The organism is Bacteroides fragilis, assembly GCF_019583405.1.
Taxonomy (GTDB): Bacteria; Bacteroidota; Bacteroidia; order Bacteroidales; family Bacteroidaceae; genus Bacteroides; species Bacteroides fragilis_B.
The window spans coordinates 167,065-189,533 of record NZ_SZUU01000003.1; the positions used below are offsets into that span (position 1 = coordinate 167,065).

The window sequence follows — 22,469 nt, forward strand, 5'->3', positions numbered from 1 at the left end:
TTAATTGTTCACTTTCTTAAGTTCTCCCGGTTGATGTTTGTATCTGAAAACAATTGCAAACAAAATACCGATAGCCAGTGCGTATGCTGCAAATATGAACCAGATAGCCGGCCAGTTGCGACTTGCCAACATTCCATTTTCATATACGGAGAATGCATCCACTACGGCTCCACTGGCATATCCTCCAATGACTGCGCCCAATCCGTTTGTCATGATGAAGAACAAACCTTGTGCACTGGCCCTTGTCTCAGGTTTGGTTTCCAATTCAACAAATAAAGAACCGGAAATGTTGAAGAAATCAAATGCCATACCGTATACTATCATTGATAAAATCAGCATCCAGATGCCTGATCCCGGATCACCAAAGCCAAACAGTCCGAATCGGAATACCCAGGCAAACATACTGATGAGCATGACACGCTTGATTCCGAAGTGTTTCAGGAAGAAAGGAATGGCCAGGATAAACAGTGTCTCGGACATTTGTGAGATGGACAGCAAGATCACCGAGTGCTTGACACCGAAAGAGTCGGCAAATTCGGGTACTTTGGCGAAACTACCCAAAAATGCATCACCATATGTATTTGTGATTTGCAAGGCTGCACCCAGTAACATTGAGAAAAAGAAAAAGATAGCCATCTTTTTTCTTTTGAATAGGCTGAGGGCATCTAAACCGAAAGAAGACAATAGGGTTTTACTCTGATTTTTTGCAGGGGGGCAGGGGGGCAGTGTGAAAGAATATAATCCGAGAAGTAATGCCGAGCTTGCTCCGACATAAAGCTGAGCGCTGGAGTTTTTGAATCCGGTAAGGTCCACTGCCCACATAGCACAAATGAAACCGATAGTTCCCCATACACGGATAGGCGGGAAGTCTTTTACTAAATCACATTTATATTGTTCGAGTGCATTGTATGAAACTGTATTGGCGAGCGAAAGAGTAGGCATGTAAACCATTAGATTGAGTAACATGGCCCAATACATTTGATTGTAGTCGGTGGCGGTAGAAGCGTAGAACAAGCAGCCGGCTCCCAACAAGTGGCAAATACCATAAAGGCGTTCGGCATTGAACCATTTGTCGGCTATAATGCCTGTTATTCCCGGCATGATAATGGATGCGATTCCCATTGTTGCGAAAATGGCTCCGATTTGCCCACCCTCAAAATGGAGGCCTCTTTCCATATAGCCACCTAATGAAATTAACCACGACCCCCATACAAAGAATTGCAGGAAGTTCATAATAATCAAACGATTTTTTATATTCATAACTTTTATTGATGTGTTTCCCGTCGTGCCTGTCTATGGCAGATCAGGTGCAAATATAATATTTTTAGTTGACAGAGTGGAAAAAGCATGGAATAAAAGGAAATGAGAAAAGGAAAATGGCAAAAGAAAATCGGAAAAACGGAGAATGAAAGGTCTATAAAAAAGAAAGCGGTCTATTCCAAATGGCTTACTTCTATTGTATAAATGACTAAATGTCAGAAATAAGCCTGCAAAAGTACGATTAATAATCAGTTTTTATAATGTGGGTATATATAATCCGTTGCTACCTGATATATTATTTAATCTAAGAACCAGTTTAAATTTTCCTCAATAATAATCTTAGAGCTCCTTATTTCGATAACGAAGGTGTGGCAACCGAACGTCGTCCGGTATTTGAGGGGGCGATTTCAGCGGACTCTAAAGCCTTTTGTACGCTTCTCATACGAAAAATGCATTTCGATCTTCCATCTTCCACCTTTTAAGGATGTTGGTTCTGATTGTCAGATAGTTAACTGGTGGAAGATGCTGTTTTTATGGGTGTTTATCTTCCACCCCTATCTTCCATCTTCCACCCTTCGTTTTAGTAGAGAAAGTAAACGTAACGGTTTGACATATAGCGTGATGTATCTATTATCTTATCTGTTTATGCCTATAAAAGCATTTTGTTTTCCTTCGTATCTTTAGCGAAAATGGTCTGAATCTTATCCGGGCCCGCATACCCGGGCTTATGGGCCCGGGTACGTGGGCTGATGAGCCCAGGTATGCGGGCCCATAAGCCCGGGTATGCGGGCCGGAATAAAGATCGCACGAAGAATGATAATAGTCTTGTTTATAAAGGTTTATGATATGGTGAAAATCAACTTGTTTTCTTCTTTGTTTGCACAGGGAAAAAGGTCTTTAGGAAATTTCTTTAATAGCAAGTCAAAATTCAACAAAGCCGCCCATTTCCGATAGTAGTAATAAACCAACTGTCACTTAGGGAGGTCAAGAGGAAGCATACGCCATTGGCAGCCGGCTTTCACTAAATAAAAAATAGCATTCCAAATCATTTGTAAATCTTATTTTCGCTTTCTTTCTTGCAGGTTCAATACTTTTGTTATATATTGCCACTCTCTTTCCGTAAAATCAGTCTGATGCATCTTTTTTAAAGTTTGGTCACTTCAAAGAAAGAAACTATCCGGCTGATACGGAAACTTTAGATTAAAAAGATTTCAGCCATTTTTTTAGCAGGCTCCAAACAGGTTCTTCTTTATCAAATAAACAATAACTGAAATGAAACAAACAAAAACGACTTTAGCAATCATTCTGTTGGTGGTATTAGCAGGGTGTGGAGGAAATAAACAGTCAAACAACGATTAAGTCATCGTTGACGTTTCGAAAAATTATCCTAAAAAAGAATTGATTCTTCAGGACTTTATGGATGTGGAATATGTTGCGTTGGAGACCACTGACGAGTTTCTTACATAAGGTCTGGTGCAGGATGTGGGAAAAGAATACATATTGGCGACAAATAGGAATAATGATGGGGATATTTTTATTTTTGACAGAAAAACCGGTAAGGGAGTAAGGAAGATAAATCGTCGGGGGCAAGGAGCAGAAGAATATGTGAGGATTAATGAGATTATTCTTGATGAAAATAATGGTGAAATATTCGTAAAGTCACCGGGAAATAAAATCTTAGTATACGATTTTTATGGAAAGTTCAAACGGTGTTTGAGTCTTGATCGGGAAGTTTCATCTATTTTCGATTATGACAAAGATAATTTGATTTGCTATGATATGTCAGATTATCACAGTAAAGGAGAGGATAGAACCAGATCATACCATATTATCCTATCAAAACAGGATGGAAGTATCATCCGTGATATTTTTATTCCTTTTAAAACAATTGACATACCAATTGTGCGTGATGGAGATAGGTTTATAGCAAATTATTCTTATCAGATACGCCTGAGTAACGGGAAATGTACACTTATGGATACATCAGCTGATACATTGTATAACTATGCGTCGGATGGTACATTAAGTCCTTTTGTTGTAAGAACTCCTTCTGCACATACCATGGAACCGGAAGTTTTTCTTTATATGGGTATCCACACCGACCGTTATTACTTTATGGAAGCCGTTAAAAATGTATTTAACTTTGAAAAGGGCAACGGATTCTATGCTGATGAACTGGTGTATGACAAAGAAGAAAAGGCCGTATTTCAAGTTACCGTATACAATGATGACTATGTGGACAAAAAAACAGTGGCTATGACAGCAAAACCAATTAATAGTGAAATTGAAGACGTCACAAGTCTAAATGCAGCCCGACTTGTTGAAATTTACAAGAAAGACCAACTGAAAGATGGTAAATTGAAAGAAATCGCCTCTAGGTTGAATGAAGAAGATAATCCGGTGATTATGTTGGTAAAACAAAAGAAATAGTGGTTTAAAAAGGTAGAGGTAACTGCCTATTTAATTAAAGCAGCAGGTCATCCCCCACCTGCTGCAGGACGGTTCTTTTACATTATTAGAAGGGTTGTTTACCGGATAAAGTCAATGAATAAATTGGGGGGAAGGGCTGAATATCTATCTTTATTTCCAAGTTTATTCATTGATCCCGCAGTAATCTGTTCTCTCTTCATAATATACAGATAAAAAAAAGGCTATCCATCACGGACAGCCAATCTTTATTAACCTTAAATCTAATACCATGAAAAACACAGTGCAAAGATAAAGGACTTTATGTTATATAACATAATGATTTGATGAAAATCTTCTTTTTGTTAACTCTAATTAACTTTGAGGCTTCTGTTTTTATGCTTATGGAGTGATTATTCTACATAGAGCACCAATCCTTTGAGATATTCCCCTTCCGGATGATAGATGTTCACCGGATGGTCTGCGGGCTGGGTCAACTGATGTAGTATACGTACACTTCTGCCCGACATGGCGGCAGCAGTAAATACAGCGGTACGAAAATTATCTTTGGTCACTACTTGCGAACATGAGAAAGTGAATAAGATACCACCCGGTTTGATTTTCTCAAATGCTTTGGCATTGAGTTTGCGGTAGCCTTGAAGGGCATTGCGCAGTGCGTCTTTATGTTTGGCAAATGCCGGAGGATCAAGAATGATCAAGTCGTACTGGTCACCCATGCGGTCGAGATATTTGAAAGCGTCTTCAGCAAAGGCTGCATGACGGGTATCTCCCGGGAAGTTTAATTCTACATTTTTATTAGTCAGATCGATGGCTTTTGCAGAACTGTCTACCGAGTGCACCTGTTTGGCACCTCCGCGCATGGCGTAAAAGGAAAAGCCTCCGGTATAACAGAACATATTTAATACCGACCGCCCCTTGGCATAACGCTCCAGTAGAGCGCGATTTTCACGCTGGTCTACAAAAAATCCTGTTTTTTGTCCCTTCAGCCAGTCTACATGGAATTTCAGTCCATATTCCTGAGCGATATTGTCGCTGCTTCCTCCTTTAAGGAAACCGTTCTCCGGGAAAAGGTCTGCTTTAAATGGGAGGGTCGTTTCTGATTTATAATAGATATTTTCAATCTGATCGCCCATAACTTCGGACAAAGCTTCGGCAATGGCCATGCGGTCTACATGCATTCCTGCAGAATGTGCCTGCATCACAGCAGTCCGGGCATAAACATCAATAACGAGTCCGGGCAGATTATCTCCTTCTCCATGTACCAGACGATAGGTATTGTTGGTCGGATTGGTGGCAATGCCAATACTGCATCGCATGTCGTAGGCCACTTCCAATTTGTGTTTCCAGAAATCGTGGTTAATCTCTTCTTGTTTGAACGAAAGTACACGTACAGCAATACTTCCAATCTGGAAATGCCCTTTGGCAATAAATTCTTTTTTTGAGGTGTACACTTCCACTACTTCACCTTCCTCGGGTTCACCGTCGAAGTGGGCGATGGCACCAGAAAAAATCCAGGGGTGGAACCGTTTCAATGAGTCTTCTTTGCCGGGTTTAAGATATACTTTATGCATAAATTTATTATGTTGTTTTTACTTTTATCATTGATCTGAACCTACTTTTACCGTCTCTGCGGTTTCCTCTTCCGGGGCCAATTCGTAGTTTCCTGTTCGTTTCAGTTCCTCCAATAAGTGATATATGTTGAGGCAGGCCCAAGCGTCTGTAGCTGCGTATTGCTTTTGTGCATCCGTCAGTACATCTGCTTCCCAATTAGAAAGGCGTTGTGATTTTGAGATTTTCTCTCTAAACAAGATACCGTATATCTTTTGCAAGCTCTTATCCTGAATGCCGAAGGGACGGACATACTCTTGCAACTCAATGCATGCCTGTTGATTGAAAGGGGCCCGTTTGTGTAACATCATGAAGTCGTCTTTCAGTGAAAGACCCACTTTGATTACTTTCGGATTTTCAAGTAGTTCTATGATGGGTTGGGTTAGGCCGGTCATGTTCAGGCGAAACAGAAAGCAACACTCGTCAGATGAAATCTGAAGTAATGCTACTTTATGAGAATGTCCCTTGGTGAATGAGGGACGTGTCTCGCTGTCGATTCCCAAGATGGCTTGGGATTGCAGATAAGCCACCGCTTTTTGCGCCTCACTTTCAGTCTGTATTACATGAATCCGTCCGGGAAATGCTGCTTTGGGCATCTCCTTCACTTCTTCTTTGCTTATGGTTCTTTTTAAAATCATATTTTTTTATTCATCATCATGGCAATGGCAGCCATGATCGTGACAATGGCAGTCGTCATCTTCACAGTGACAGTCTTCATTGTTTTCGGGTTCGTACTCTTCTTCCTCTTCGTCTTCTCCCCGGGCTTTCGGACTATATTTTACGTCATGCAGGGCACGCATGGTGTTTACCAGTTTTTGTCCCCACAAGAGTCCGAAGTTCTCCTGGCAGATGGCGAGGGAATCGTTCATCGTCTCGTTCAATCCCAGCTGGAATACGAAGATAAAGTCTTTGATATCCTGATAAATGTCGGCCAGATCTTCCGAAATATTCTTTTTGATCGGTTCGTCACTGTAAGCCATGTCGGGTAGAAATACTTCCAGATAATCGTCTTTTTCTGCCAATACGGATGCCAGGTTGATGCGCAACACTTCGTAAATTTCTTCCGTTACATACGTTTCAGGTGATTCATCACCTATCATTTCACATTTCGGAAGCATGGATGCTTTTAGATAAAGCAAAGGAAGTATTTTAAGGGTGGTGTCAACAAACGTACTGCGTTTCATACTTTCGGCACGTTCCAAAAAAGCGCAGAACTCGGCGGATACTGTAACGAATTCTATCACATTCTTATCAAATATTACTTGACTCTCTTTTTTCATTTCTGCTTGAATTGAAACGCAAAGGTAAGAAAAAGTTGTGGGTAGTCCAATGAAATTCTTTTTTTTACTACTTTTGCATCATTAATCATATAGCTTAAGATTCATCATCCACATGGCAAAAAAGAAATCAGATAAGGAAGCAGAACAGAAGCCGGCTTCCACAAAAAAATATGTGGCTTTCTTCAGGAACGAAACAATTCACTTTGTGATCGGGTTGGTACTGGTCATTTTCTCTGTCTATTTATTGCTGGCCTTTACCTCTTTCTTTTTTACTGGAGCAGCTGACCAAAGTATCATTGATAGCGGGAATGCCCAGGACCTTGCTGCTGTGAACAATCATGTAAAGAACTATGCGGGTTCCCGGGGAGCTCAGTTGGCAAGTTATCTGATTAATGACTGTTTTGGTATTTCCTCTTTCTTTATTTTAATCTATCTGGCTGTTGCCGGATTAAAATTAATGCGTGTACGTGTGGTACGCCTTTGGAAATGGTTTATCGGATGTTCACTGTTGCTCATTTGGTTTTCCGTTTTCCTTGGTTTCGTTTTTATGGACCATTATCAGGACTCGTTCATCTATCTGGGTGGATTGCATGGTTATAACATCAGTAACTGGCTTATTTCTCAAGTCGGTATTCCCGGTGTATGGCTGATTCTTTTGGTAACAGGTATTTGTTTCCTTATATATATGAGTGCCCGCACCATTATTTGGTTGCGTAAGCTTTTTAGTCTTAGTTTCTTGAAGCGTAAGCAAAAAGAAGAACTTTCTGAAGCCATTCAAGAGCCCAAACCACATGAATATGATAATCCGAAACCTCAGGAAGTGGAATTTGATGTAAATCGTACTTTCCGTCAGGAAGTACCGGTGAAGAAGGTGGAAACTACTGCTGTGCCTGAAACACCTGTCGAATCTTCAACCGAAATGCCTGTGACTCCGGAAGACAGGGCTGTGACATCCGATGGTGATGTGACTATGACTTTTGAGCAGACAACTCCTGATCCCGTACCTCCTTTTCGGGCAGGGTCGGCAGATAAAGAGCCTGAGTTCGAAATAGAGACTGCTGCCGATGATGAAAATTATCAGGGTGCGGAGACTGAACCTTACAATCCTAAACTGGATTTAGAGAACTATCATTTTCCTACTATCGACTTGATGAAGCACTATGAAAATAGTGAGCCTACCATCAATATGGAGGAACAGAATGCAAATAAAGACCGTATTATCAATACATTGCGTAGTTTTGGCATTGAAATAAGTACGATTAAAGCTACGGTAGGACCTACGGTAACTCTTTATGAGATCACTCCGGAACAAGGAGTACGTATTTCAAAGATTCGTGGATTGGAAGACGATATCGCTTTGAGCCTTTCTGCGTTGGGCATTCGTATCATTGCTCCCATACCGGGAAAAGGTACGATCGGTATCGAGGTGCCTAACTCAAATCCGAAGATCGTTTCAGGACAGTCTATTATAGGTAGTAAGAAGTTTCAGGAGTCAACCTATGATTTGCCTATTGCACTTGGTAAAACCATTACGAATGAGGTATTCATGGTTGATCTTTGCAAAATGCCGCACGTATTGGTGGCAGGTGCTACCGGACAGGGTAAATCTGTCGGCTTGAACGCTATCATCACTTCACTGCTTTATAAGAAGCATCCTGCCGAACTGAAGTTTGTTCTGGTGGATCCTAAGAAAGTGGAATTCAGCATTTATTCTGTCATTGAACATCATTTTCTTGCGAAACTTCCCGATGGTGAAGATGCTATCATCACTGACGTGACTAAAGTGGTGCAGACCCTTAATTCTGTTTGTGTGGAGATGGACAGCCGCTATGATCTGTTGAAAATGGCTCATGTGCGCAACATCAAAGAGTACAACGAGAAGTTCATCAATCGCCGCCTGAATCCGGAAAAGGGGCATAAATTTATGCCTTATATCGTAGTGGTCATTGATGAGTTCGGTGATCTGATTATGACAGCAGGTAAGGAGATCGAATTGCCGATTGCCCGTATTGCACAGTTGGCACGTGCCGTAGGTATCCATATGATTATCGCAACCCAGCGTCCGACCACTAATATTATCACAGGTACTATCAAGGCTAACTTCCCGGCACGTATCGCATTTCGCGTGTCAGCGATGATGGACTCACGTACTATTCTCGACCGTCCGGGAGCCAATCAGTTGATCGGTCGCGGTGATATGCTCTTCCTTCAGGGGGCCGATCCGGTACGTGTGCAGTGTGCATTTATCGATACGCCCGAAGTGGAAGAAATCACCAAGTATATTTCACGTCAGCAGGGATATCCTACCGCCTTCTTCCTGCCCGAATATGTGAGTGAAGATAGCGGCAGTGATTTGGGTGAAGTCGATATGGGACGTCTTGATCCGTTGTTTGAGGAGGCTGCCCGCCTGATTGTGATTCATCAACAGGGATCTACTTCGCTGATACAGCGTAAATTCTCTATCGGCTACAATCGTGCCGGGCGTTTGATGGATCAGCTGGAAAAGGCCGGCATTGTAGGTCCCTCACAGGGAAGTAAGGCACGCGATGTGCTGTGTGTAGACGAAAACGACCTTGAAATGCGTTTGAACAATATTCAATAATCAAACGTTAAATGAGTGTATACAATGAAGCAGATTATAATTAGCATTTGGATAGCTTTACTGACTTTGCCTGTGTTTGCACAACAACAAATGCAGGCAAAAGTTGTGCTTGATAAGACAGCGGGCACATTTGAAAAGGCAGGCGGTATCCGTGCGGAATTCAACGTGACAGTATTTAACAAAAGCAGGATGGCCGGACAGTCTGCCGGAGTCATCGAACTCAAAGGGGAAAAATTTGTACTGAAAACAGACGATGCTATTACTTGGTTTGATGGTAAGACCCAGTGGAGCTATCTGAAAAGCAGTGATGAAGTTAATATCAGTAACCCTACCGGGACCGAATTGCAGAGTCTTAATCCGTATGCACTTTTGCAGATATACCGTCATGGCTTCGACTATAAGATTGGATCATTGAAGAACTTTGGTGGCAAATCGGTCTACGAGGTAATATTGACTGCTACTGACAAGAAGAGAGATTTATCGAGAATTGTGCTTTATGTGAGTAAAGACACTTATCAACCATTGTTTATCATGATGGAACAACGTGATAAGAGTCGCAGCGAGATCACTGTGACTGGTTATCAGACAGGTTTGAAATATGCCGATGGTATGTTTGTGTTTGATAAGAAACAATATCCTCATGCTGAAGTGATCGATCTTCGGTAGGAGAGGGGAATGATTTCAAGCGTTAATAGTAAATCGTAAAATATAAATAGGAGTATGGAAACAGAAAGAATTAAATGCCTTATTATAGGTTCAGGGCCAGCCGGCTATACAGCCGCTATCTATGCTGGACGTGCAAATTTGTCACCGGTGCTTTACGAAGGAATACAGCCGGGTGGACAGTTGACTACCACTACCGATGTAGAAAATTTCCCGGGCTATCCACAAGGAATCAGCGGACCGCAATTGATGGAAGATCTTCGTACACAGGCCGAACGTTTTGGGGCTGACATCCGCTTTGGGATTGCTACCGCCTCTGATCTTGGTCAGGCTCCTTACAAAATTACAATCGATGGTGAAAAGGTAATCGAAGCCGATTCATTGATTATCGCCACCGGAGCTACAGCCAAATATTTAGGGCTGGACGATGAAAAGAAGTATGCCGGTATGGGGGTCAGCGCTTGTGCTACTTGCGATGGTTTTTTCTATCGCAAGAAAGTGGTTGCTGTGGTAGGTGGTGGTGACACTGCTTGTGAAGAAGCGATCTATTTGGCCGGACTCGCTTCCAAGGTTTATCTGGTTGTGCGTAAGCCTTATCTTCGTGCTTCGAAAATTATGCAGGAGCGTGTGATGAAGCACGATAAGATTGAAGTACTCTTTGAGCATAATGTAGTCGGTCTTTTCGGTGAGAACGGTGTAGAAGGTATGAATCTTGTGAAACGTTGGGAGGAGCCCGATGAAGAACGCTATTCATTACCTATCGACGGTTTCTTCCTCGCTATCGGGCATAAACCGAATTCGGACATCTTTAAACCCTATCTGGATACTGATGAAGTGGGATATATTACCACCGATGGTGACAGTCCTCGTACCAAGGTACCCGGAGTATTTGCCGCAGGTGACGTAGCTGATCCACATTATCGTCAGGCTATTACAGCTGCCGGAAGCGGATGTAAAGCTGCTATTGAAGCTGAACGCTATCTGTCTGAAAAGGGATTGATCTAAGATTTGTAAGAAACGACAAAGATATTCCGGACGCAGTTATCCTTTGGAAAGTAATTGTGTCCGTAAATAAAAGCGGAGGACACAGAGTTTATATTTTCAGAAAGGAAATAATACTCTGTGTCCTCCGCGTTTTTGTGGAGTATGATGTGGTCGTTAATATACTTCTATTTCGTCCAAATAGATGTTAGCCTGAACCACATCTTTTTCATTCGGGTCTTTCACGAAATCAATGCCGTTTCGTAAAGTACCACCATTTTGAAGAGTGATTTTGATATACTTGACTTCTTTGGGGGCAAAGCCTAATGTATCAGTGAATGCCTTTCTACCTCTTTCAGGATAGTTCCGTTTGAAGGAAGCTTCTGCCATTTTATCATACTTCTGTCCATCGGAAGAGGTCTCGACAGTAGCTATACTGGGAGGGAGAATGACTGATGCAGGGTTGTATAACGAACCGAAGACCACTTTGCTGACAGTAGTAGGTTGTTCGAATTCGACGATAAATACCAGTTCTTTGCAGGTATCGTTCATCCGGAATCCGCTCCACGGAGTCATCGAAGCGATATTGCCACGTTTACCATTGGTTAGTCCGAAAGTGCTTATATCAGTACCGAGAACATCGTTTTCACCAAAAATGTCGCCTTTGGCCCCTCCGATGGGCGGAGTCACTGTGAAACTTTTACCACTGATCAGATTGCCATACAACTTCTTTCCACTGACTTTGCCTAACATCTTTTTGTCTTTGAAAGCAGCGGCTTTCACATTCATCTCGCCGGATAAGGCGAAAGGAAGATCGTAAATGGCAGATTCTACTGTTGGAGTGCTTCCATCTGTTGTATAATGAATTTCGGCATTGGGGTAGAAACTTTCCAGTACTACTTTCAACGTATTAGTTCCGTCCACATGTGTATTGATATTCACATCGAAGAAATTGCGGCAAGCTTTGACGTTTTTTACATCCATACGGCGGAAATCTTCTACCATGCGTTGGCAAAAGTTGTTCCAGTTTTTGTTTGCATTCAATGTCCAGCCCGTTTCGGCGATGGCTACTGCACGTGGGAAGGCTTGATAGTCGCGGTTGTCATTGCTGGGCATATATTCTGTCCAGATGTTACCCTGTACACCGATGATATGCTTTTTCACCAGTTCGTTTGCATCGTCCGGCACAGGGTTATAACTGTAAGTCTTTTTGAGCGTGTTGTATCCGCCGATGGTAACGGGAGCTATCTCCGGCTCTTCCTGATATTGGTCCAGATATGCGTATGGATTCGGTGTCATAATGGCGTTGTGTCCGGCTTTGGCTGCATTTAATCCGCCTTCTACTCCTCTCCAGGACATAACAGTGGCATTCGGGGCCAGTCCGCCTTCCAGAATTTCGTCCCATCCGATGATATTGCGCCCTTTACTATTCAGGTATTTCTCCATGCGGGTGATGAAGTAGCTCTGTAACTTCTCTTCTTTGGTATGTTTCTTCCCATCGATAACATTGGGGGTAACATCGTCTTTCAGTCCCAGTTGTTTGATCAACGACTGGCAGTATTCACTGTTGATCCAGGCTGTTTTCGGGCATTCGTCACCACCGATGTGGATGTATTTGCTGGGGAAGAGATCCATAACTTCATCCATTACTCCTTCAAGGAACTGGAAAGTGGTGTCCGAGGGGCAGAATACCTGCTCGAATACGCCCCAGGTTCCTGTCACATCGCATGTGCTGTCCGGTGTACATGAAAGTTCCGGATAAGAAGCAATGGCTGCTATTGCATGTCCCGGCATCTCGATTTCGGGGATCACCGTGATAAATTTGCTGGCCGCATAGTCTACAATGGCTTTGATCTGTTCCTGTGTATAGTATCCACCATGCTCTTTGCCGTCAAAAACTTGCGGGTAGTTTACATAGTAATAATCTACTAATGTCTCTTTACGTTTGGAGCCTATTTCAGTCAGTTTGGGATATTTTTTGATTTCAATTCTCCATCCCTGGTCATCGGTCAGATGCCAGTGGAAAGTGTTCATCTTGTGCATGGCCAGCATATCGATGAATTTATATATATATTCCACCGGGGAGAAGTGGCGGCATACGTCCAGCATCAGGCCGCGATATGCAAAGCGCGGAGCATCTTCTATTTCGACAGCCGGCACCGACCATTCGGCATCCTTCACCTTTTGGCTACCATATACAACGGGTGGCAATAACTGATAAAGTGTTTGCACTGCATAGAAAAATCCCTTGGGGGTAGAAGCCGTGAGGGTGATATTTTGAGGAGTGACAGAGAGTTTATATCCCTCTTCGGGCATTCCGTCTTGCGGCACAAAACGAATAACAGGCTCGTCCGTTACGTTCTCGAAAGTTTGCTTTATGGTAATTCCTGATGTCAGCTTCAATCGGTTGATGAGGCTGTCGGCAATGATTTGTACGTCCGGTGTACAAGCGGTTGTTATGACTCTTACTTTTTTACTTATTTCGAACCGCCCCTGTTGGGGAATCATTTGGTTTGGCAACGGAACGATATTGTATTCGTTCACGATGGTTTCTTTTGACTGTTTACATCCGGGGGTGATGAAAAGCAGAGACAAAAGAAGAAGAGTAATTCCTTTTTTCATGGTAATAAATGTGTGTTAAGTTATTGAATGGCGACAGAGCGCTTTTATCCTATTTTGCTGATCTTCTTAAGTTTTTCCTCGTCGATGATCTTGATTTTTCGTCCGTCGATGGTGATCAGTCGTTCGGTTGCGAAGTTGGATAATGTACGGATGGCATTGGAAGTAGTCATATTCGATAGGTTAGCCAAATCCTCGCGTGAAAGATAGATACTTAACGTAGAGCCATCTTCTTCCAATCCATAGCTTTCTTTGAGGAAAAGCAGTGATTCGGCCAAGCGTCCGCGAATGTGTTTTTGGGTCAGATTGACGGTTCTTTCATCGGCAATACCGAGGTCGATAGACAATTGACGAATGAAAAACATACCCAAGTCATTGTTCTGGCTTATCAGTGTCATGATAGCACTCATGGGAATCAGGCAGATGGTTGAAGGTTCGAATGCAGAAGCAGCAGTCACATAGTCTTCTTTGGCAAAGTAAGCCCGGTAACCGAAATATTCTGTAGGTTTTATCATGCGTATAATCTGACTTCTGCCTCCTACTCCGTCTTTATAGATTTTCACTTTGCCGCTGAGCAGACACATCAGATAGGTAGGTGATTCACCTTCACAATAAATTGTTTCATTCTTTTTGTAATTTTGAAGGGTGAAATTATTGGCCAGGAACTCCCTTTGCTCTGCGTTTAGAGGAGCCCACATCTCTGCAATACGTTCGGGAACGTTTATTTCTGACAAATTCATCTTTACCATATCTGTTGCAAAACTGTGTTATAAAGCACAAATGTAGAAAGAAAAAATGAAAAACAGAATAGTTTATTGAAAAGTTTGCTATGTATGCTTTACATTTTGGAAGTCGGGCGGACTATTTAGGAGAGTGAGCATACTCTTTCTGAGAGCAAGAAGCGCGATATGGAACTCCGGTTTATCTATCTTTCAAATTGAACATTGATCTCTTTCAATCTTTTGTTGACAGACGCTGGGATGTTTGCCGGCAGGAAAGTAGGCTTGGGTAGAGGAAACCCGGGAAATGGAAAGCTCCCCATAAGAGATCTTTGAAAAGGACCTTCTTACGGGGAGACATCAAGTATGGCTTACTTCGTGAATAATAGTTCTCGATATTTGGGTAACGGCCATATTTCATCGTCAATTTCCATCTCGAGATGGTCTATATGGTCGCGTATGCTTTCCAGGTAAGGACGTACGGTCTCTTCGTAAGCAAATGCTTTCTCTTTGAAGTTCTCTTTGTGATTGGCTACTTTGCGGGCTTCTGTCATGTCGCGTACCAGTACTTTAATAGCAGATACACGGTGAGAGATTTCTTTAATAAGTTCTTTCCGATCGGCACTCATTACTTCGTATTCTTCTTCAGAGAAGATTTCCTTCATTCTGCAAAGGTTTTCCAAAAGACGGTTCTGGTAGCTGACAGCGATAGGGACGATGTGGTTGATGGCCAGATCACCCAATACGCGGCTTTCAATCTGTACCTTCATGGTATATTTTTCCAATTCCACTTCCAGACGACAGGCGAGTTCGGTTTCGTTGAAGATACGTTCGCCTATCAGTACGGCTCTCGATTGGTTATCCATATAATGCATCAGGGCCTCCGGAACATGGCAGATGTTGGTTAGTCCGCGGCGGGCTGCTTCCTGTTTCCACTCTTCTGAGTAGCCGTCACCCTCAAAACGGATAGGTTCGGAGGCTATGATATTTTCTTTCAGGATGCGGAAGATTGCTTCGTCCTTACCGATACCCTCTTCCATCAGTTTGTCTACCGATGCTTTAAATTCATTTAATTGGTTGGCCATGGCGGCATTGATGGCAATCATGGCAGCGGCACAGTTGGCTGATGATCCGGCGGCACGGAACTCGAACCGATTTCCGGTGAATGCAAAAGGAGAAGTACGGTTACGGTCGGTAGTGTCAAGCAGGATTTCGGGTATACGTCCGATACCTAACTTTAAGGTTGTCTTCTCTTCCGGAGTCATTTTTGAATTGGTCACTTGGCGGACAATTTCGTCGAGTGTAGCTGACAGCTGTGAACCCAGAAAAATGGACAGGATAGCGGGAGGCGCTTCATTGGCCCCCAAGCGGTGGCTGTTTCCAGCACTCATGATCGAAGCACGCAACAGATCTTGATTCTTGTGGACCATCATCAATACGTTTACCAAGAAAGTAAGGAATAGCATATTTCCTTTGGGGTTTTTGCCCGGTGCAAAGAGGTTGATACCTGTATCGGTACAGAGCGACCAGTTGTTATGCTTACCTGAGCCATTGACACCGTTGTAGGGCTTCTCATGGAAAAGAACAGCAAAATGATGTTTGCGTGCGATGCGTTTCATCAGGTCCATTACCAGCTGGTTGTGATCATTCGCCAGATTACAGTTTTCAAAAATGGGAGCCAATTCAAACTGGTTGGGAGCGACTTCATTGTGGCGGGTCTTTACCGGTATGCCCAGTTTGTGACACTCTATTTCAAGCTCTTTCATGAAGGCAGTGACGCGTGGCGGAATAGAACCGAAGTAATGGTCTTCCAACTGTTGGTCTTTGGCTGAAGAATGTCCCATCAAGGTACGTCCCGTTAATCGAAGGTCGGGGCGGGCATTATATAAAGAGGTGTCAACCAAAAAATATTCCTGTTCCCAACCCAAATTGGTGAATACCCGAGTGATGTTTTTGTCGAAAAGCTGGCATACTTCGGTAGCAGCTTTGTCAACGGCTGCCAATGCTTTTAATAATGGAGTTTTGTAGTCGAGCGCTTCACCTGTATATGAGATAAAAATCGTCGGGATACAAAGAGTGGTGTCTACTACGAAAGCCGGTGACGAAACATCCCATGCTGTGTAACCGCGGGCTTCGAACGTATTACGGATTCCACCATTAGGGAAAGAAGAAGCGTCCGGTTCCTGCTGGATCAGTAATTTGCCGGAAAAACGTTCGATTACTTCACCGTCTTCACCGAACTCGATAAAGCCGTCATGCTTTTCGGCCGTTCCGTCTGTCAGTGGCTGAAACCAGTGCGTGTAGTGTGTCACATTGAGCGATTTTGCCCAGCTTTTCATGCCATTGGCTATCAGGTCGGCCATTTCTCGGCTGATAGGGGTGCCTTTTTCGGTAGCGTCTACTACTGCTTTGTACGCTTCTTTGGGAAGGTACTCTTGCATCTTCTTACGATCGAATACATGGCTGGCATAATAATCGGATAGTTTATTAGAGGGAGTAGTAATTTCTAAGGGCTTTCTGTTGGATAGCTCTTGTAGTGCGAAAAATCTCATTTTTGACATGATGGTGTCTCTTTTATTGGTTGTTGGGCGCAAAATTATATGTTTTTTCTGATATACCCCTGTTTTTATAGGGGTATTTTTCAAAATAAATATGTTTTTTCTTTGTACACCCCTGTTTCTGTGCAGGCGAAATAACTTTTTTGTATACTTTACCTATCCGGAGATTACTATAAAATATGAATTTATTAGTCGCATAATCGGATTTTTTTTATATTTGCCTTCAATTAAGGAGATTAGTATTTGAGGTACAATATATTAATATGGTGTTTTTTGTTATTCTCGCTCTGTTTTGTTCAAAAGGGAGTGGCTAACGTTGTTCTTGATCCTCAGACCAATCGCCCCATCTCTGCCGATTCTATTTTGAATAATGTGATGACCTTCGCCCCATTTTATGAGAAGTTAGTGACTGACTACCGGGCCGATCTATATATAAAAGGTACGATGGATATCAAACGAAAGAATTTTATTCTCCGGTATGTACCTTCCATGTTTCGTCTTCAAAAAGGTGTACGGCAGTATATGGTGGAGACGTATAGTGATCTGCATTTTACAGCTCCTAATATCTACGACCAAAAGGTGAAAGCTTCTGTGGGCACTGTCCACAATAACCGGGGAGTACCGGGGATGCTTGAGTATTTCAATATCAATCTTTATTCTTCAACACTGCTTTATGACCGATTGCTTTCTCCTTTGGCCAAAAACGGGCGGAAATATTATAAGTATCTGATCGATTCCATAATGGGCGGAACGGACAACCGACAATATAAGATACGGTTTATTCCCAAAAGTAAGAGTGATCAGTTGGTAGGTGGATATATGATTGTGAGTAGTGACGTGTGGAGTGTCCGTGAAATACGTTTTTCCGGCAGGTCGGAACTACTATTGTTCAGTTGCCTGATAAAAATGGGCAGTGTGGGAAAGGATGATGAGTTTCTTCCGGTCAGCTACAATGTCGAAGGCCAGTTTAATTTTCTGGGTAACCGTATTAATGGGGTTTATGTGGCATCGCTCGACTATCACGATATTGTGCTTGAAGAAAATCAGAATAAATGGAAAGAGAAGGTGAGGGCGAGGACAAAAGGAAAAAGTAAATATGACCTTTCAGACTCTTATAATTTGCAATGCGAGACTACCTCTTTCCATACCGATAGTGCTTATTTTGAAACATTAAGGCCGATTCCCTTGTCAGAGGATGAGCGTAAACTATACAAAGAAGATGCATTGCGTAAAGATACCATTCAACGCAATATTAAACCTAAGAGTAAGAGTCAGGTGTTTTGGGGACAGGTGGGAGACGTGCTGATCAGTGACTATAAATTGAACCTCTCCAATCTGGGAAGCGTGAAGTGTTCGCCCCTTATCAACCCTTTTTTGTTGAGTTATAGTGGGAGCAACGGCCTTTCCTACAGGCAATCGTTTAAATATAACCGACTTTTTAAGCATGATCGGCTATTGCGTGTGGTACCTAAGTTGGGCTACAACTTTACACGAAAAGAATTCTATTGGTCTGTCAATACCGAATTTAATTACTTGCCCGAGAAGATGGCAACTGTTCATATTGATTTTGGTAATGGTAACCGAATTTATAGCAGTGATGTACTTGATGATCTGAAAGCCATACCCGATAGTGTGTTCGATTTTAATCAGATTCATTTGGATTACTTTTACGACTTATATTTTAATTTCAGACATAGTATTGAGGTTATCAATGGGTTAGAGTTAAGTGTAGGTTTTTCTACTCATAGACGAAAGGCGGTGAAACCCTCCAAACTGGTTCCGCTGACAAAGAGTAAAGATCCCTCCAATGAAGATATTCAAAACAAAATAAGGAACACCTATTTGAGTTTTGCCCCTCGGGTTCGATTGGAGTGGACCCCTTGTCTGTACTATTATATGAACGGTCATCGTAAGATTAATCTCCATTCCAAGTATCCCACTTTCTCAATAGACTGGGAGAGAGGAATCAAAGGAGTGTTTGGCAGTACCGGACAGTATGAACGTCTGGAGTTTGATCTACAACATCATATACCTTTGGGACTGATGCGCAATATCTATTATCGTTTTGGCTTTGGTATGTTTACTAATCAGAAAGAGATGTATTTTGTCGATTTTAATAATTTTACCCGAAGTAATCTTCCCGAAGGTTGGAATGACGAAATCGGGGGAGTATTTCAGCTTCTTGACCGTCGTTGGTACAATGCTTCACGGAAATACATACGGGGGCATTTTACTTATGAAGCTCCTTTCCTGTTATTGAAACATCTGATTAAATACACACGCTATGTCCAAAACGAGCGGTTGTATGCGAGTATATTGTCGGTACCTCATCTCCAGCCTTATGTGGAATTGGGGTATGGAATTGGTACTCACATTTTTGATTTTGGTGTTTTTGTGGGTAGTGAGAACTGGAAGTATACTGAGATCGGCTGCAAGTTTACGTTCGAGTTATTTAACCGGTAATTTTATTCTTGCTATTTTTGTCTGCTGAGAAGAATATTTCTACCTTTGTGGCCAAGAGGATGAGATAAAGATTTAGCAAAAAAGAGGTGCAGTCGCCTCGTAAATTCAGGGTTTTTCTGATTTTCTTTATTATGTTGCTCATAAGTAAAGAAAAGTAAATAATCTCATCCTCTTTTTTATTGTTTCTATATATAATAATATATAAGGATGGAACTACTCTTTTGTATTGTAACCGTTATTACCGCTCTGCTGGTTTTTATAATTATTCGTTCGAGTAAAAGCCAGGAAGGATATAAGCGATGGAAGGCCGGTAACTATGTCAGCGACACCCCTTATGCTAAAGAAAAGAAAACAAGTGCTTTGTTTCCCAGAAGTCTTTTTGGTAAGGATGCTAATTTTTTTGGTGCAAAGCGATTCAAAGCTGAAGCTGTCAGTTGGTGTGCCAATCTGCTTGCGGTCGAAGAAGACGCGTTGAGAGAGGTGCTGGATTATGTTCCGAGGCAATATAAGCTATTCTATATAAGGAAGAGAAGCGGGGGATTTCGGGCCATTACAGCTCCGGAAGATAAGTTACGAGTCATGCAGCAGACCATTTACCAACGCATCTTATTACTGGCCCATGTGCATCCTGCCGTTACCGGGTTTTGTCCGGGTAAGTCAGTGGCTGATAATGCCCAGGCACATCTGGGACGAAAAAACGTATTAAAAGTAGATATCCATGACTTTTTCCCTTCCATCCGTTCGCCCAAAGTAAGGGCGGCATTCAGGGAGATGGGATACTCTGGCCCTATTGCGAAAGTACTGGGAGAGCTCTGTTGCTGCTATAAATGTCTTCCGCAAGGAGCACCTACAAGTCCGGCTCTCAGCAATATCATAGCCTATCCGATGGATAAAAAAATGATGGCGTTAGCCGATGAATATGGACTGGTTTATACGAGATATGCCGATGATCTTACATTTTCGGGAGATTATTTGCCGAAAGATGAAGTATTGGCACGAATTCACGGGATTGTCCGGGAAGAAGGCTTCACGATAAATGCAAAAAAGACACGCTTCTTGTCTGAATATAAACGTAAGATTATTACGGGAGTATCGGTTAGTTCGGGTGAGAAGATGACTATACCTAAAGTGAAAAAGAGAGAAATTCGTAAGAATGTGCACTACGTCCTGACAAAAGGGCTGGTAGGACATCAGGAACATATAGGGTCTACCGATCCCGTTTATCTGAAGCGTTTATTGGGTAATCTTTGCTACTGGCGTTCCATAGAGCCGGATAACCGATATGTATCTGATTCTATCACGGCTTTGAAGAGATTAATGTGAGGGATGTCGATTGTAGTTCCTTTTGATATTTTTTTCGCTATTCTTTTCTAATTCAAGAAAATAGTTCTATCTTTGCGCCCGATTTATATAATCAATATAATGTCTTATTTAATTAAAGAATTACTAAACAATTAATTATTAATGGAAAACTTAAAGAACGTTGCTCCTATTGAAGACTTCAACTGGGATGCGTATGAAAACGGCGAGAGCTTCGCTGGTGCCAGCCACGAAGAACTCGAAAAAGCTTACGACGGTACGCTTAACAAAGTAAATGACCGTGAGGTTGTTGACGGAACTGTAATCGCAATGAACAAACGTGAAGTTGTTGTGAACATCGGTTACAAATCAGACGGTATCATTCCTTTGAATGAATTCCGCTACAATCCTGATTTGAAAGTAGGTGATACTGTTGAAGTATACATCGAAAATCAGGAAGACAAAAAAGGACAGTTGGTTCTGTCACACAGAAAAGCTCGCGCTACTCGCTCTTGGGATCGCGTTAATGCTGCTCTGGAAAACGAAGAAATTATCAAGGGTTACATCAAGTGTCGCACTAAGGGTGGTATGATCGTTGACGTATTCGGTATCGAAGCATTCTTGCCGGGTTCTCAGATCGACGTGAAACCGATCCGTGACTATGATGTATTCGTTGGCAAAACAATGGAATTCAAAGTGGTTAAAATCAACCAGGAATTCAAAAACGTGGTTGTTTCTCACAAAGCTCTTATCGAAGCTGAACTGGAACAACAGAAGAAAGAAATTATCGGTAAGCTCGAAAAAGGACAAGTTCTTGAAGGAACCGTTAAGAATATCACATCTTATGGTGTATTCATCGACCTGGGTGGCGTAGACGGATTGATCCACATCACTGACCTGTCTTGGGGCCGCGTAAGCGATCCGAAAGAAGTGGTTGAACTGGATCAGAAGTTGAACGTTGTTATCCTCGACTTCGATGACGAGAAGAAACGTATCGCTTTGGGTCTGAAACAACTGACTCCGCACCCATGGGATGCTTTGGATCCGAACCTTCAGGTAGGTGACAAAGTGAAAGGTAAAGTAGTGGTTATGGCTGACTACGGTGCATTCATCGAAATCGCTCCGGGTGTTGAAGGTCTGATCCACGTTTCAGAAATGTCGTGGTCACAGCATTTGCGTTCTGCACAAGACTTCATGAAAGTCGGTGACGAAGTAGAAGCTGTAGTTCTGACTTTGGATCGCGAAGAACGTAAGATGTCTTTGGGTATCAAACAACTGAAACAAGATCCATGGGAAACTATCGAAGAGAAGTATCCTGTAGGTTCTAAGCATACTGCTAAGGTTCGTAATTTCACTAACTTCGGTGTATTCGTAGAAATCGAAGAAGGTGTTGACGGACTGATCCACATCTCTGACCTTTCTTGGACTAAGAAGGTTAAACACCCGTCAGAATTTACTCAGATTGGTGCTGATATCGAAGTTCAGGTATTGGAAATCGACAAAGAAAACCGTCGCTTGAGCCTTGGTCACAAACAACTTGAAGAAAATCCTTGGGATGTATTCGAAACAGTATTTACTGTAGGTTCTGTACACGAAGGTACAATTATCGAAATGCTGGATAAAGGCGCTGTAGTTGCTCTTCCTTACGGTGTTGAAGGTTTCGCTACTCCGAAACATCTCGTTAAAGAAGACGGTTCACAGGCTCAGATGGACGAGAAACTGGAATTCAAAGTGATCGAGTTCAATAAAGATGCTAAGAGAATCATCCTGTCTCACAGCCGCATTTTCGAAGATGTTGCTAAGGCAGAAGAAAGAGCTGAAAAGAAGGCTGCCTCTAACGCAAAGAAATCTTCTAAGAGAGAAGAAACTCCTGCTATCCAGAACCAGGCTGCTTCTACAACTCTGGGTGATATCGATGCTTTGGCTGCTCTGAAAGAACAGTTGGAAGGTAAGAAGTAATTCATATTTTCTCAGATAAACTGAAGGGTAT

General features: G+C 42.4%; 13 protein-coding genes and 1 pseudogene. 7 read left to right on the forward strand and 7 right to left on the reverse strand.

Annotation, left to right across the window (positions count from 1 at the left end; translation table 11 throughout):
• Entirely contained in the window at positions 1–1,260 is a 1,260-nt protein-coding gene (locus tag FDF36_RS08000) for a nucleoside permease (protein WP_220390977.1), read from the reverse strand.
• 1,272 nt (positions 1,261–2,532) lie between these two features.
• On the opposite strand from FDF36_RS08000, the pseudogene FDF36_RS08005 reads away from it, so the two are divergent.
• Positions 2,533–3,690: pseudogene (locus tag FDF36_RS08005) on the forward strand (6-bladed beta-propeller).
• Positions 3,691–4,079: 389 nt separating this feature from the next.
• On the opposite strand, the gene FDF36_RS08010 reads toward FDF36_RS08005, so the two are convergent.
• From FDF36_RS08010 to FDF36_RS08020, 3 genes are read right to left on the reverse strand one after another with little or no spacing between them, the layout of a single operon-like run.
• On the reverse strand, positions 4,080–5,258 hold the full coding sequence (locus tag FDF36_RS08010) for a class I SAM-dependent rRNA methyltransferase (protein WP_220390978.1): 1,179 nt from the start codon (positions 5,256–5,258) through the stop codon (positions 4,080–4,082).
• Between the two features lie 27 nt (positions 5,259–5,285).
• Positions 5,286–5,933 (reverse strand): 3'-5' exonuclease, encoded by a 648-nt coding sequence (locus FDF36_RS08015; RefSeq protein ID WP_220390979.1) that lies wholly within the window; start codon positions 5,931–5,933, stop codon positions 5,286–5,288.
• 6 nt (positions 5,934–5,939) lie between these two features.
• Positions 5,940–6,575, reverse strand: a complete 636-nt coding sequence (locus FDF36_RS08020) for a DUF5063 domain-containing protein (protein ID WP_220390980.1) — start codon at positions 6,573–6,575, stop codon at positions 5,940–5,942.
• A 112-nt stretch (positions 6,576–6,687) separates the two neighbouring features.
• Between FDF36_RS08020 and FDF36_RS08025 the strand changes: the two genes are divergently transcribed.
• The 3 genes from FDF36_RS08025 to trxB are packed head-to-tail and all read left to right on the forward strand — an operon-like array spanning position 6,688 to position 10,845.
• Positions 6,688–9,177 (forward strand): FtsK/SpoIIIE family DNA translocase, encoded by a 2,490-nt coding sequence (locus FDF36_RS08025; protein ID WP_220390981.1) that lies wholly within the window; start codon positions 6,688–6,690, stop codon positions 9,175–9,177.
• 24 nt (positions 9,178–9,201) lie between these two features.
• The gene (lolA1, locus tag FDF36_RS08030) at positions 9,202–9,843 is read left to right on the forward strand and encodes an outer membrane lipoprotein periplasmic chaperone LolA1 (protein ID WP_220390982.1); all 642 of its coding nucleotides are present in this window, start codon (positions 9,202–9,204) and stop codon (positions 9,841–9,843) included.
• A 54-nt stretch (positions 9,844–9,897) separates the two neighbouring features.
• Entirely contained in the window at positions 9,898–10,845 is a 948-nt protein-coding gene (trxB, locus tag FDF36_RS08035; protein WP_220390983.1) for a thioredoxin-disulfide reductase, read from the forward strand.
• A gap of 153 nt (positions 10,846–10,998) precedes the next feature.
• On the opposite strand, the gene FDF36_RS08040 is transcribed toward trxB, so the two are convergent.
• The 3 genes from FDF36_RS08040 to FDF36_RS08050 form a co-directional block, all read right to left on the reverse strand.
• Positions 10,999–13,443 carry a beta-N-acetylhexosaminidase gene (locus tag FDF36_RS08040; RefSeq protein ID WP_220390984.1) on the reverse strand — a complete coding sequence of 815 codons (2,445 nt, stop codon included), beginning with the start codon at positions 13,441–13,443 and terminating at the stop codon, positions 10,999–11,001.
• Positions 13,444–13,487: 44 nt separating this feature from the next.
• Entirely contained in the window at positions 13,488–14,189 is a 702-nt protein-coding gene (locus FDF36_RS08045; RefSeq protein ID WP_220390985.1) for a Crp/Fnr family transcriptional regulator, read from the reverse strand.
• Positions 14,190–14,530: 341 nt separating this feature from the next.
• Entirely contained in the window at positions 14,531–16,720 is a 2,190-nt protein-coding gene (locus FDF36_RS08050; RefSeq protein WP_005795924.1) for a glutamine synthetase III family protein, read from the reverse strand.
• Between the two features lie 240 nt (positions 16,721–16,960).
• On the opposite strand from FDF36_RS08050, the gene FDF36_RS08055 reads away from it, so the two are divergent.
• From FDF36_RS08055 to rpsA, 3 genes are all read left to right on the forward strand, one after another.
• Positions 16,961–19,180 carry a DUF5686 family protein gene (locus tag FDF36_RS08055; RefSeq protein ID WP_220390986.1) on the forward strand — a complete coding sequence of 740 codons (2,220 nt, stop codon included), beginning with the start codon at positions 16,961–16,963 and terminating at the stop codon, positions 19,178–19,180.
• 207 nt (positions 19,181–19,387) lie between these two features.
• Positions 19,388–20,503: a retron St85 family RNA-directed DNA polymerase gene (locus FDF36_RS08060; RefSeq protein ID WP_220390987.1), complete on the forward strand. Its 1,116-nt coding sequence runs from the start codon at positions 19,388–19,390 to the stop codon at positions 20,501–20,503.
• Positions 20,504–20,644: 141 nt separating this feature from the next.
• Positions 20,645–22,438: a 30S ribosomal protein S1 gene (gene rpsA / locus FDF36_RS08065; RefSeq protein WP_005775782.1), complete on the forward strand. Its 1,794-nt coding sequence runs from the start codon at positions 20,645–20,647 to the stop codon at positions 22,436–22,438.
• Positions 22,439–22,469: the final 31 nt, after the last annotated feature.